The sequence below is a fragment of the Microbacterium algeriense genome, assembly GCF_008868005.1.
In the GTDB taxonomy this organism is placed as follows: domain Bacteria; phylum Actinomycetota; class Actinomycetes; order Actinomycetales; family Microbacteriaceae; genus Microbacterium; species Microbacterium algeriense.
Genome location: NZ_WAAO01000002.1, coordinates 135,698 through 147,821, shown reverse-complemented (window position 1 = coordinate 147,821; position 12,124 = coordinate 135,698). Strand labels below are relative to the sequence as shown.

The 12,124-nt window shown below is 69.1% G+C and carries 14 protein-coding genes; 4 read left to right on the top strand and 10 right to left on the bottom strand.

The genetic code is table 11. The features are described 5' to 3' along the window. Positions 1-41: 41 nt before the first annotated feature. The 5 genes from F6A08_RS08325 to F6A08_RS08305 form a co-directional block, all read right to left on the bottom strand. Positions 42-377: a hypothetical protein gene (locus F6A08_RS08325; RefSeq protein ID WP_151459225.1), complete on the bottom strand. Its 336-nt coding sequence runs from the start codon at positions 375-377 to the stop codon at positions 42-44. Between the two features lie 58 nt (positions 378-435). After that, positions 436-888: a DUF4279 domain-containing protein gene (locus F6A08_RS08320; protein WP_151459224.1), complete on the bottom strand. Its 453-nt coding sequence runs from the start codon at positions 886-888 to the stop codon at positions 436-438. A gap of 61 nt (positions 889-949) precedes the next feature. After that, a complete protein-coding gene (locus tag F6A08_RS08315) occupies positions 950-1,369 on the bottom strand; it encodes a hypothetical protein (RefSeq protein WP_225855788.1) in 420 nt (139 codons plus the stop codon). Between the two features lie 28 nt (positions 1,370-1,397). Then, a complete protein-coding gene (gene ychF / locus F6A08_RS08310) occupies positions 1,398-2,471 on the bottom strand; it encodes a redox-regulated ATPase YchF (RefSeq protein ID WP_124895152.1) in 1,074 nt (357 codons plus the stop codon). A gap of 130 nt (positions 2,472-2,601) precedes the next feature. After that, the gene (locus F6A08_RS08305) at positions 2,602-3,342 is read right to left on the bottom strand and encodes a class I SAM-dependent methyltransferase (protein WP_151459223.1); all 741 of its coding nucleotides are present in this window, start codon (positions 3,340-3,342) and stop codon (positions 2,602-2,604) included. Positions 3,343-3,401: 59 nt separating this feature from the next. Here F6A08_RS08305 and F6A08_RS08300 point away from each other — a divergent pair, with 59 nt between their 5' ends. Both F6A08_RS08300 and F6A08_RS08295 read left to right on the top strand, forming a co-directional pair. Further along, on the top strand, positions 3,402-4,004 hold the full coding sequence (locus tag F6A08_RS08300; RefSeq protein WP_151459222.1) for a 3'-5' exonuclease: 603 nt from the start codon (positions 3,402-3,404) through the stop codon (positions 4,002-4,004). 62 nt (positions 4,005-4,066) lie between these two features. After that, positions 4,067-5,344 (top strand): DNA recombination protein RmuC, encoded by a 1,278-nt coding sequence (locus F6A08_RS08295; protein ID WP_151459221.1) that lies wholly within the window; start codon positions 4,067-4,069, stop codon positions 5,342-5,344. Between the two features lie 40 nt (positions 5,345-5,384). Here F6A08_RS08295 and F6A08_RS08290 read toward each other — a convergent pair whose 3' ends face one another. Together F6A08_RS08290 and glpX are read right to left on the bottom strand one after the other, a co-directional pair. After that, positions 5,385-5,672, bottom strand: a complete 288-nt coding sequence (locus F6A08_RS08290) for a hypothetical protein (RefSeq protein ID WP_124895148.1) — start codon at positions 5,670-5,672, stop codon at positions 5,385-5,387. Between the two features lie 193 nt (positions 5,673-5,865). Then, positions 5,866-6,852: a class II fructose-bisphosphatase gene (glpX, locus tag F6A08_RS08285; protein ID WP_017203918.1), complete on the bottom strand. Its 987-nt coding sequence runs from the start codon at positions 6,850-6,852 to the stop codon at positions 5,866-5,868. Positions 6,853-7,037: 185 nt separating this feature from the next. Between glpX and fbaA the strand changes: the two genes are divergently transcribed. Beyond that, the gene (gene fbaA, locus F6A08_RS08280; RefSeq protein ID WP_017203919.1) at positions 7,038-8,066 is read left to right on the top strand and encodes a class II fructose-bisphosphate aldolase; all 1,029 of its coding nucleotides are present in this window, start codon (positions 7,038-7,040) and stop codon (positions 8,064-8,066) included. Between the two features lie 86 nt (positions 8,067-8,152). Here fbaA and F6A08_RS08275 read toward each other — a convergent pair whose 3' ends face one another. The 3 genes from F6A08_RS08275 to F6A08_RS08265 form a co-directional block, all read right to left on the bottom strand. After that, a complete protein-coding gene (locus F6A08_RS08275) occupies positions 8,153-8,674 on the bottom strand; it encodes a DUF6264 family protein (RefSeq protein ID WP_151459220.1) in 522 nt (173 codons plus the stop codon). 243 nt (positions 8,675-8,917) lie between these two features. Beyond that, complete coding sequence (locus F6A08_RS08270; RefSeq protein WP_017203921.1) at positions 8,918-9,700, bottom strand: IclR family transcriptional regulator; 783 nt, start codon at positions 9,698-9,700, stop codon at positions 8,918-8,920. Between the two features lie 2 nt (positions 9,701-9,702). Further along, positions 9,703-10,737: a 4-hydroxy-3-methylbut-2-enyl diphosphate reductase gene (locus tag F6A08_RS08265; protein ID WP_372507446.1), complete on the bottom strand. Its 1,035-nt coding sequence runs from the start codon at positions 10,735-10,737 to the stop codon at positions 9,703-9,705. A 109-nt stretch (positions 10,738-10,846) separates the two neighbouring features. On the opposite strand from F6A08_RS08265, the gene xseA reads away from it, so the two are divergent. After that, positions 10,847-12,124, top strand: coding sequence for an exodeoxyribonuclease VII large subunit (gene xseA / locus F6A08_RS08260; protein WP_151459219.1), 1,278 nt, complete (start codon positions 10,847-10,849; stop codon positions 12,122-12,124).

Here is a 12,124-nt window from a genome sequence, read left to right as displayed (position 1 = left end):
GGCCTCATCTCCCCTGGTCGGTCACCGCGACCCTGCGGCGCTCAGAAAAGGGGAATGCTGAACCCGCCGGAGAACAGCACCGCTCCTGCGCCGACGATCGCGAGCATGACCAGGACCACGTAGCAGGTGACGCGTAGGGCGCCGGGAAGCCGCCGATTCGAGAGTGCCGCAATGATCAGAACGAGCGCGGGAATCAGCATCAGCGCACCGAACAGGATCGCGGGCGCCACCCGCACATCCGGCGCGGGGCAGGGGTTGGCCAGGGCGCAGAGCGTGGGGATTCCCTGGGCTCCCCAGAACAGCAACCACACACCGAGCAGGATCGCCAGGGCGGGCAGAAGATCCCGCCGTGCCGAGCGACGCGGGGGATCCTTCATGCCGCCAGTATCGCAGGCCCCACGGGTGCGACCCTCTGTGGCAGAACGTCTCCGTCGCTCACAAACTCTCGTCTTCGTCGTCCTCGGTGAGAAACGCGGTCCCGTAGACATCGCACCCGAGGTTCGAAAGCCTGCGGATCAGGTCCGCGTCCAGCACGAATCCCCCTTGCGTGCTGTCGGAGTCTCCTGACCACCAGAGCCTGGTCTCTCCGCCTTCACGTAAATCCTCGAGCGCCTGTGCGTGGGGTTCCAGTCTCCCCACCAACGCGCGAAGTGCGGAGAAGCCGGTCCCGTCGCCGGCACTCGGTTCGTCACCACTCTCCGTGAGCGACCAATAGGTCCGCGGATAGGTCAGACGCTCCGGCGCATAGTTCCGACCGGCCCGCCCCGCAGGGGTGAGATCGCCCTTCTCACCCCAGTCGGTGGGCTCCAGTCCGAGCATCGCGGAGATCTCGGCGACCCTCTTCTTGTCGCTGTGAATGCTGAGCGACGCTCTGTTGCCGCGGATCATGGACAGAGCCTACTCGGAACCGCCTGGTGCACTCCGATGCAGAACGCCTCCACACCACGCTTCAGATCACGTCCTCGAAGCTCTCTTCCCCGGGGCGCCACACCATCCATCGGCGATCCTCGAAACCGGCGAGTACCGCGATCTCGACGTGAACCTCATCCGGCGCTGGGTGGATCACGAGAACGCCGGTGTCCAGAGCGATTCGTAGACCCGACCCCGTCTGTTCCTCTGTCGAGATGACCGTACCGGGCGTCAGTCTGCGCAGAGCGTCCGCATACCCGTCCTCTATCTCACGCCACCTGCGTCCATCGAACTCGACCACGGGCCAGACATAACAGCTGAATGTCACCGGGTTGCCGACGCTGGGTGAGCCGTCGAACCGAAACTGCACGAAGTCGTTGAGGACGAACTCGACCGAGTACATCCGCTGCCCGACGAGGCGCGATAGCAACCCGTTCGGCTCGTAGGTCTTCGGGTCCACCACTGACGACTTCCTCGATCCGTCGAGCTCAGTTGTTGAAGCGGAACTCCACCACGTCGCCGTCCTGCATGACGTAGTCCTTGCCCTCGAGGCGGGCCTTGCCCTTGGCACGCGCCTCGACGACGGAGCCGGTCTCGACCAGGTCCTCGAACGAGACGATCTCGGCCTTGATGAAGCCCTTCTCGAAGTCCGTGTGGATGACGCCGGCGGCCTGCGGAGCCTTCGCGCCCTTGGGGATCGTCCACGCGCGGGCCTCCTTGGGACCGGCGGTGAGGTACGTCTGCAGTCCGAGCGTATCGAAGCCGATGCGCGCGAGCTGGTCGAGGCCCGACTCGTCCTGACCGGTGGAGGCGAGCAACTCGGCCGCATCCTCGGGGTCGAGGTCGATGAGCTCCGACTCGATCTTCGCGTCGAGGAAGATGGCCTTCGCGGGTGCGACGAGCGCGGCCAGCTCCGCCTTGCGGGCGTCGTCGGTGAGCACGGCCTCGTCGACGTTGAAGACGAAGATCACCGGTTTCGCGGTCAGCAGTCCGAGTTCGCGGATCGGCGTCAGGTCGATGCCGGCCACCGAGAGGAGCACGCCCCGCTCCAGGGCGTCCTTCGCGGCCTTCGCGGTCTCGAGCACGATGGGCTCGATCTTCTTGCCGCGCACCTCCTTCTCGTACCGGGCGATCGCCTTGTCGACGGTCTCCAGGTCGGCGAGCATGAGCTCCGCGTTGATCGTCTCCATGTCGGACGCCGGGTTGACGGCTCCATCGACGTGCACGACGTCGTCATCGGCGAATCCGCGCACGACCTGGGCGATGGCGTCGGCCTCGCGGATGTTCGCGAGGAACTTGTTGCCCAGTCCTTCGCCCTCGCTCGCCCCGCGGACGATGCCGGCGATGTCGACGAACGACACCGCTGCGGGGAGGATGCGCTCGCTGCCAAAGATCTCCGCCAGCTTGTCCAGGCGCGGATCCGGCAGGTTCACCACGCCGACGTTGGGCTCGATCGTCGCGAACGGATAGTTCGCCGCGAGCACGTCGTTCTTGGTGAGAGCGTTGAAGAGGGTGGACTTGCCGACGTTGGGCAGGCCGACGATACCGATAGTGAGAGCCACGGGGCACGAGTCTACCTGCCCGCTGCCGCGTGATCCTGCGGGACGCCCGCGCGAGGTCAGGCACGTGACCGAGTTCAGGCGGTTGCGGAGCGGAACGGCCTGATGCCGCGTGATCGCCTGAGCTTGCGCGTCAGTCCCGCACCGCGCGGTAGGCCCTCGTCACATAGGGCAGGTCGATCGTGGTGTCGCCATGCAGTCCGAGTTCGTCGAACAGCGCGTCGAGCTCGCGATGGATGCGCTCCTTCTCATCCTCGGGAGCGGTGATGATGTAGCTGCGGGACGCGGCCATGCGGTGCAGCACGTCGCGCGTGACCGGTCGGCTCCACTCCCAGCGCTCCTGCTCGAGCGGGCCGAAGGGCGCCGCGACGACCGGGTCGCCCTCGGCGAGCATGAGCTCGGCGTGACTGCCGTGCATGATCTCGGTGAGCTTCCGCACCCACTCCACACGGTCGTCGCGGAGGTTCCAGATGAGCCCGAGCACTCCCCCGCTCCGCACCGCGCGCCCGATCTCGGCTGAGGCGGCGATCGGCTCCACCCAGTGCCAGGCCTGGCCGAGCACCACCGCGTCGACGCTCGCATCCGGCAGCGGCAGCCGTTCCGCCGACCCCCGGAACGTCGGCACACCCGGCACGGCACCACGAAGCGTCGCCAGCATCTCGGGATCGGGATCGACGGCCACGACCTCGGCGCCGGGCGCCTTCGCCAGTACCCGGGTGAGCTTGCCCGTCCCGGCCCCGACGTCCGCGACGCGGCGCGAGCCGGCCGGCATCCGCTCGAGCATCCAGGCCACCGCCTCGAACGGATAGTCGGGCCGCCCGGCCTCGTAGTCTCCCGCCTGCGCGCCGAACGACGTCGCCATCTCGTCAGCCATGTCGCCAGCATACGGCGAGTCTGCGACGCGGCTTCCGGCACGAGGGAGAAGGTGGGGATGTGCCACTGGACTTCACTGCGATCGACTTCGAGACCGCGAACTCCAGCCCGGCCTCTGCCTGCTCGGTCGGACTCGTCCGTGTGCGCGGCGGAGAGGTCGTCGCTGCGACGGGATGGCTGATCCAGCCGCCGCCCGGGCACGACGAGTTCCAGGAGTGGAACGTGCGCATCCACGGCATCCAGCCGGAGCACGTGCTCTCCGCATCCACCTGGGTCGACCAGTTCGATCGGCTGTGCGCCTTCGCCGGAGCCGACGTGCTCGTCGCGCACAACGCGGGCTTCGACCTCAACGTGCTGCGGCGGGCGTCGGAGGCCACCGGACAGCTCTGCCCGCCCTACCGCTCGCTGTGCAGCCTCCAGGTCGCCCGCAAGACCTACGAACTCGAGTCCTACCGCCTTCCGATGGCGGCGGCCGCCGCGGGATTCGCGGAGTTCTCCCACCACGACGCCCTCGCCGACGCCCGTGCCTGCGCGCAGATCATCATCGATGCGGCGGGGCGAGTGGGTGCCAGCGACGTCTTCGCCCTCGCGGATGCCCTGAGCCTGCGGGTCACCGCACCCGTCGCCCCGGTCGAGCCGGCCCTGGAGCGCGCGGTCGCCTGATCCGTCCCGCGCCGGTGTGTGCGCGACGTCGGAATGTCGGAGCCCGGCGGCATCATGAACACATGGATGCTCTGTCGATCGCTCTCGTGCTGCTGGCCCTCGCCGCCGGTGTCGCCGTGGGATGGTTCCTGCGCGCCGGACACGGTGCCGCCGATGTCGCCCGCCTGCAGGCCGAGCTCTCCGCGGCCAGAGACGACCGCGACCGCCAGTACGATCTGTACCGCGATGCGGTCGAGCACGCGCGGAACGAGCAGCGTGCCGAAGCGCAGCGGGTGCAGCAGCAGAACGCCGTCCTGACCGCGCTCGCTCCCGTGCGGGAGAGTCTGCAGCAGATGCAGAACAAGGTCACGGCGATCGAGCGCGAACGCCACGCGCAGTTCGGCACCCTGGAAGAGCAGCTGCGACGTGCCCAGGAGTCCGACGAAGCGCTGCGCGCGACGACCGAATCACTGGCCGGGGCCCTGCGCTCGACCGCGACCCGCGGTGTGTGGGGCGAGACGCAGCTGCGCCGTGTCGTCGAGGCCGCGGGGCTGACGCGACACGTCGACTTCGATCTGCAGGCGACCATCTCGTCCGATCGCGGTCAGGGCCGACCCGACATGGTCGTGCGTCTCGCCGGCGGCAGCTCCATCGCCGTCGATGCCAAGGTCCCCCTCGATGCCTATCTCGAGGCATCCGCGCTGCCGGCAGGAGACGCACACGAGCCGCAGCGCCGTGCTCTCATGCAGCGCCATGTGAAGGCGGTCCGTGCGCACGTCGACGCGCTGGCGAAGAAGGCGTACTGGGCGGGACTCGATGCGAGCCCCGAGTTCGTGATCTGCTTCCTGCCGAGCGAGTCGCTGCTCGCCGCAGCGATCGACGAGGATCCGACACTCCTCGACTACGCGTTCAGCCGCCGCGTCGCGCTCGCCTCACCCGTCAACCTGTGGGCGGTCCTCAAGACGGTGGCCTTCACCTGGACGCAGCAGGAGGTATCCGCCGAGGCACGCACCCTGCTCGCACTGGGCACGCAGCTGTACGACCGCCTGGGCACTCTCGCCGGGCACGCCGACGACCTCCGCAGGGCTCTCGAGCGCACAGTCGACAGTTACAACCGCTTCGCCGGTTCTCTCGAGACCCGCGTGCTGGTGACAGCTCGACAGTTCCCCGGCGTCGACGCCTCGGCGCTGTCCTCCGCTCCCCCCGCCGCCGCCGGGACCACACGCCGCTTCACCGCACCCGAGCTGATAGCGCCCGATGCCCCTGGGCACGAGGACGCGACGGAGGCTGGGAGTGCTGTGACCGCCGCATCACTCCGTGCGGATGTGGGCGAGGTGCGGATACGCCTCGACGGCGACTGAGCGGGTCTCTCCGGCGCGGACCGGAAAGAATGCCCCTCGTTCAGGCAGCGCCGGGAACGCCGCTCAGCAGCAGGATGACGAGGCCGCTCGTGGCGAGGAAGGCGCCGATCATCCACCAGGCGCTGATCTCGTGCCCCTCGGCGCGACGGACGCGGAAGAGCACGTCGGCTCGTCGCGCGGGGTCCGTGACCGCAGTCTGCTGAACCGTGACGGGCGGCTTGGGGGCCACCGATTCGGCATCCGCACTCACCCGGAGGATGCGTCCGGTATTGGTCGTGATGATCTTCGTCGGCGCGGCCTTGGAGCCACTCGTGTGCTGCGTTGTCATCTGTTCGCCCTCCTGTGCCTGCGGTGCCTGGCGGCTCCGTCGACGGCGACAAACCCAGTGACAATTGTGACACGGGGCCGCGGAGAAGCGTGGATCGTGCCGTACCGACCCGATACCGGCTCGGTAACGATGGCGCCGGGGACGCTCCTGCCGCGTGTCGCTCCTCAGCTCTCCCGGCGCCCGGGGAGGCGGCTCAGAGCCACTTCGAGACGAGGTGCTCCGAGGCGATGCGGCGCAGCGTGCCAGAAGCACCGCGGAGCACGACGCTCTCCGTGTAGACGTAGCCGCGCTCACGGCGGACACCGGCGACCAGCTGGCCGTCGGTCACGCCCGTGGCGACGAAGATCGTGTTGTTCCCCTGCACGAGGTCATCCGCCTCGTACACCTTGTCCATGTCCAGACCGGCGTCGATCCCGCGCTGACGCTCATCGTCGTCGCGCGGCCAGAGGCGGCCCTGGATGTGTCCGCCGAGCGCCTTGATCGCGCACGCCGTGACGATGCCCTCCGGGCTGCCGCCGACGCCGACGCACATGTCGGTGCGCGCATCGTGGCGCGCGGCGTTGATCCCGCCGGCCACATCGCCGTCGCTCATCAGACGCGTGCCAGCGCCCGCGTCGCGGATCTCCTGGATCAGCTGCTCGTGCCGCGGACGATTGAGCACCGAGACCACGATCTCGTCGACCGGCTTGTCCAGCGCCCCTGCGAGCTTGCGGATGTTCTCCCCGATGGGGAGGCGGATGTCGACCACACCGACACCGGCCGGTCCGGTGACGAGCTTGTCCATGTAGAACACCGACGAGGCATCGAGCATCGTGCCGCGGTCGGACACAGCGATGACGGACAGGGCGTTCTGCCGACCGGCCGCGGTGAGAGAGGTGCCGTCGATGGGGTCCACCGCGATGTCGCAGAGCGGTCCGCGTCCCGTCCCGACGACCTCGCCGTTGAAGAGCATCGGGGCGTTGTCCTTCTCGCCCTCGCCGATGACGACGCGCCCCTGGAAGTCGACCGTGCCGAGGAAGGCGCGCATCGCGTCGACGGCAGCGCCGTCCGCCGCCTCCTTCGCCCCTCGACCGATGAACGGCACCGCTCGGATCGCGGCCGCCTCGGTCGCGCGCACCAACTCCATCGCGAGGTTGCGGTCGGGTCGAAGCGGGCTCAGATCAGCAGTCAGACTCACCATGCGGCCAGCCTATCCACCGCACCCGCGAAGACCGCGGCCTTTCGGGCACACGGGCGCGAAGGATCCGCGATTCTTAACACGGGAGCAGGACGGGCGGGCCTCGCGGCGGATCCCCCGGGCCGCATCGCCGCACGCTCCCCGATAGAGTGGCACCTGTCCCGGCTTCACCTACCGCAGGAGTTCTCATGCCCGTCGCCACCCCGGATCAGTACGCCGACATGCTCGACCGCGCGAAGGCCGGCGGCTTCGCGTACCCCGCGTTCAACGTCTCGAGCTCGCAGACCATCAACGCCGTGCTGCAGGGCCTGACCGAGGCCGGCTCCGACGGCATCATCCAGGTCACCACCGGCGGCGCCGACTACTTCGCCGGCCACACCGTCAAGGCCCGGGCCACCGGCGCCCTCGCCTTCGCCCGGTACGCGACCGAGGTCGCCAAGAACTACCCCGTCACGGTCGCCCTGCACACCGACCACTGTCCGAAGGACGCCCTCGCGGGCTTCGTCGAGCCGCTGATCGCCGCTTCGGAGGAAGAGGTCAAGGCCGGTCGCAACCCGATCTTCCAGTCGCACATGTGGGACGGCTCGGCGGTCCCCCTCGCGGAGAACATCGAGATCGCCAAGGAGCTCCTCCCCCGGATGAAGGCGATCAACGCCATCCTCGAGGTGGAGATCGGCGTCGTCGGCGGCGAAGAGGACGGCGTGCAGCACGAAGGGTCGAACGAGGCTCTCTACACGACCTTCGCCGACGTCGACCAGGCCGTCCAGGCGCTGGGCCTCGGCGAGCAGGGCCGCTACATCGCCGCCCTCACGTTCGGCAACGTGCACGGTGTCTACAAGCCGGGCGGCGTGAAGCTGCGTCCGGAGCTCCTCGGCGAGATCCAGGCCGAGGTCGCCGCCAAGTACAACACCGGCGCCAAGCCGCTCGACCTCGTCTTCCACGGCGGCTCCGGCTCGACGGACGAGGAGATCGCCCTCGCGGTCGCGAACGGCGTCATCAAGATGAACATCGACACCGACACGCAGTACGCCTACACGCGCGCGATCGCGGACTACATGTTCAAGAACTACGACGGCGTGCTCAAGGTCGATGGCGAGGTCGGCAACAAGAAGCAGTACGACCCGCGCGCCTGGGGCAAGGTCGCCGAGTCCGCGATGGCAGCCCGCGTCGTCGAGTCGACCCGCCAGCTGGGTTCGTACGGACAGTCGAAGAGCTGACCGCACCACGACATGACAGATGCCCCGGCGGATCCGCCGGGGCATCTTCGCGTCTGCGGGCGGTACCCGTTGCGGCGGGGGCGAGGCTACTTCGCGACGGAGGTCAGGTACGAGACGAAAGCCGGATCGTTCATCATCGGCACGGCGATGCAGGCCGTCACAACGCCCATCGTCACCACCGCACCCACGATCGGCACCCACCACGCGAGCCGTCCGCTGCGCAGACGTCGGATCGACAGCGCGGCGGTGATCGCCCAGCCGACGGCGAGGACGATCGCGGCGACCGTGCCCCAGACCCTCCCTTGCGCGAAGTTCGTGAACTCCCCCTCGATGCCGAGGATGTCCATGGTCTGGTTCATGACCTGCGGCAGGTCCAGGTACGACAGGCCGGTGATCACGATGTTCACCAAGCCGTAGGCGAGCAGTCCGATCGTGGCGAATCGGTCCACCGGATGAGCCCGCTTCGGACCGGCGGCCTCGACCGAGGACGGCACCGGCGTCATGGGCGGCGGCGGCGGAGCCACCTCGCTGAGCGGCGGCAGCCCGGCGGCGCGTCGCTGCTCCTCGGGAGTCGCGAGTTCGCCGTACTGGGGCCGCTGATCGGTCATCCCGCCATGCTAACGGCTCGACCCGAGACGGGTTCACAGCGGAGGGACCGCCTGAGCGGTGGCACGATAGCGGCCCCGGAGAAGTGGGGACTTCTCGGGGCCGCGGATGCGGTGCGCTGGGGACGCTCCTCATCCAGATGATCGCCGGGCGCTGGGGACGCTGCGGGCGATCAGCAGCGTTCATGTTTACCGCTGCTCACTCGATCATAGGAAAACGCCTGCCGCGGCACCAGGGGTCTTCCTTCAGATAGTGAACTCCGCCCCGTCGTCCAGCGCATCGGCGCCGAGCTGCAGGGAGAGCCGACGCGCGGTCCGCTGCAGTTTCGAGACGAGCTCGCGATCGACGACGGCACGGTCTGCGGGGAGTGAGATCGCGAGCGACGCCGTGACCCCCGGGGCGTTGACGGGGACGGCCACGCAGGTCGCGCCGATGGCGTACTCCTCCTGATCGAGGGCCCAGCCGGGTGAGTGCTCCAGCTGCGTGAGCAGGGTCGTCCGGTCGCTGATGGTTCGCGGCGTGAGCTCTTCCAGTCGATGGCGGGAGAGGTAGTCGAGTCGATCCTCGTCCGGCAGGTCGGCGAGGATCTGCTTCCCCAGCGCGGTCGCGTGGGCGCTGGACTGCAGTCCGACCCACAGCTCGATGCGCGGGTTGCGGACGGCGTCGACGATGTCGACCAGGTGCATCTCGCCGTCGGCGAAACGGGAGAGGTAGGCGGTGGCTCCCACGTCTTCCGTCACCTCGCGCAGCGCCGCCCGCACCCGGGCGAGGAAGACCCCGCGGGAGTCGATCTGCTGCTGGAACGCGGGGAACCGCGTGCCGAGCACGAGGCCGTCGGGTTCGGAGCTGAGATACCCCTCGTGCACGAGGGTGCGCACCAGGTTGTAGGTGGTGCCGGGAGTCAGGCCGGTGATCGCGGCGAGCATCTTGGGCGGAAGCGGCCGCGGGGAGTTGGCGACGATGTCGACCAGCCGCAGTGCGCGCTGCACGGACCCGATGAGGGTCGGCTCCGCTTCCGCGGCGCTCAACGCTACGCGCCTCCTCCGGAGGTGCGTCCGCCGAGCGCCCGTGCGTCGCGCTGACCCGCAGCGTCCTGACGAAGCTCCTTGGGGAGCGAGAACATGAGGTCCTCCTCCGCCGTCTTGACCTCTTCCACGTCGCGGTATCCGGCGTCGCCGATCGCGTCGAGCACCTCGCGGACGAGGACCTCGGGCACGGACGCCCCGCTGGTGACGCCGACCGTCTCGACGCCGTCGAGCCACTCCTGCCGGATCTCCTCGGCGTAGTCCACACGGTAGGCGGCCTTCGCTCCGTATTCGAGCGCCACCTCGACCAGGCGCACGCTGTTGGAGGAGTTGGCGGAACCGACCACGATGACCAGGTCGGCGCCCGCGGCGACCTTCTTGATAGCGACCTGACGGTTCTGCGTCGCGTAGCAGATGTCGTCGGACGGCGGGTTGTGCAGCTCGGGGAAGCGGGTCCGGAGCCGGTTGACGGTCTCCATGGTCTCGTCGACCGAGAGGGTGGTCTGCGACAGCCACACGACCTTGCTCGGGTCCTTCACGACGACGGTGTCCGCCTCCTCCGGGGAGTTGACGACCGTGACGTGCTCGGGCGCCTCGCCTGCCGTGCCCTCGACCTCCTCGTGTCCGTCGTGACCGATGAGCAGGATCTCGAAGTCGTCGCGGGCGAACCGCACGGCCTCGCGGTGCACCTTGGTCACCAGCGGACAGGTCGCATCGATCGCATGGAGGCCGCGATCGGATGCCGCATTCACCACCGCCGGCGACACCCCGTGCGCGCTGAAGACGACGTGCGCACCCGCCGGCACCTCGTCGACCTCCTCGACGAAGATCGCCCCCTTGGCCTCGAGTTCGGTCACCACGTGGATGTTGTGCACGATCTGCTTGCGCACGTAGACCGGCGCGCCGTAGCGCTCGAGCGCCTTCTCGACGGCGACGACCGCGCGGTCGACACCCGCGCAGTAGCCGCGAGGAGCGGCGAGCAGAACCCGCTTGTGTCCGGCCACCGGGTTATCCTGAAGCCGCCCGGCCGCCGCGCGCACGCGTGGAAGGCGAGGGACGGGGAGATGAACGGCAGTCGAAGTCACCCTTGAATTCTACCGCCGCGCAGCTGTGCGGGGCCGGGGAGACTCGGGGGCAGGAACGGGAGCGATGACAGTCTTCGAAGCGACGGCAGGACCGGGAGAGACGCCGCCGGCGGATTCGGTGGCCCCCCGCGACTCCACCGCCCAGGCCCCGACCTCGGTCACGCGACTCAACGCGACCATCCGCGACTTCATCGCCCGATGGAACACCGTGTGGGTCGAGGGGGAGATCACGTCCTGGAACGTCCGCGCCGGTAACGTGTTCGCGCGCTTGAAGGACACCCGCTCCGACGCGCAGATCTCGATCAGGGTCTGGTCGAGCGTGCGCGGCCGGATCCCGTCCGACATCGGCATCGGCGACCACGTGGTGGCCGCGGTGAAGGCGGACTACTTCGTCAAGTCGGGCGACTTCAGCTTCACGGTCTCGGCCATGAAGCACGTCGGACTCGGCGACCAGCTCGAGCGCCTCGAGAAGCTGCGCGTGCAGCTGCGTCAGGAGGGACTGTTCGATCCGTCCCGCAAGAAGCGGCTGCCCTTCCTGCCGCACGTGATCGGGCTGATCACGGGCGAGCGCTCGGATGCCGAGAAGGACGTGCACCGCAACGCCGAGCTGCGCTGGCCGCAGGTGCGCTTCCGCACCGCGTACGCCGCCGTGCAGGGCGACAGGTGCGTGCCCGAGACACTCGCCGCGCTCTCCCGGCTCGACGCCGACCCCGAGGTCGACGTCATCATCATCGCGCGCGGCGGCGGAGATCCGCAGACGCTCCTGGGCTTCAGCGACGAACGCCTCGTCCGCGCCGTCGCCGCCGCCTCCACCCCGGTGGTGAGCGCGATCGGTCACGAGAACGATCATCCGCTGCTCGACGACGTCGCCGACCTGCGCGCCTCGACGCCGACGGACGCCGCCAAGCGCGTGGTGCCCGACGTCGGCGAGCAGCGTGCGCTCATCGCACAGCTGCGGTCCCGCGCGACGACGCGACTCACTCAACGCATCTCGCACGACATCGCGCAGCTGGAGCAGCTCCGCTCACGCCCGGTGCTGCGCTCCCCCGCGCCGATCATCGACGCCCGCGCACAGGAGACCTGGCTTCTGCTGTCGCGCGGGAGAGACGCGGTGAACCGGCAGCTCGACGACGCGGGACGACGCACGGGAGAGCTCCGCGCCTCGCTCAGGGCGCTCTCCCCTGCCGCGACGCTGGCGCGCGGCTACGCCATCGCGCACCTCGACGGCGGGGTGATCCTGCGCGATGCCGCAGCCGCGCCGTCGGGGAGCTCCCTCACGATCACGCTCGACAGGGGCTCGCTCGCGGCACGCTCGGAGGGCGAGATCCCGGAAGGCGCCTGA

Bases quoted from the DNA above. Each gene is read 5' to 3' on its own strand.
- glpX (WP_017203918.1), bottom strand. From the start codon at position 6,852: ATGGTGAGTCTGACTGCTGATCTGAGCCCGCTTCGACCCGACCGCAAC.
- fbaA (WP_017203919.1), top strand. From the start codon at position 7,038: ATGCCCGTCGCCACCCCGGATCAGTACGCCGACATGCTCGACCGCGCG.
- F6A08_RS08295 (WP_151459221.1), top strand. From the start codon at position 4,067: ATGGATGCTCTGTCGATCGCTCTCGTGCTGCTGGCCCTCGCCGCCGGT.
- xseA (WP_151459219.1), top strand. From the start codon at position 10,847: ATGACAGTCTTCGAAGCGACGGCAGGACCGGGAGAGACGCCGCCGGCG.
- F6A08_RS08320 (WP_151459224.1), bottom strand. From the start codon at position 888: ATGATCCGCGGCAACAGAGCGTCGCTCAGCATTCACAGCGACAAGAAG.
- F6A08_RS08305 (WP_151459223.1), bottom strand. From the start codon at position 3,342: ATGGCTGACGAGATGGCGACGTCGTTCGGCGCGCAGGCGGGAGACTAC.
- F6A08_RS08325 (WP_151459225.1), bottom strand. From the start codon at position 377: ATGAAGGATCCCCCGCGTCGCTCGGCACGGCGGGATCTTCTGCCCGCC.
- F6A08_RS08290 (WP_124895148.1), bottom strand. From the start codon at position 5,672: ATGACAACGCAGCACACGAGTGGCTCCAAGGCCGCGCCGACGAAGATC.
- F6A08_RS08275 (WP_151459220.1), bottom strand. From the start codon at position 8,674: ATGACCGATCAGCGGCCCCAGTACGGCGAACTCGCGACTCCCGAGGAG.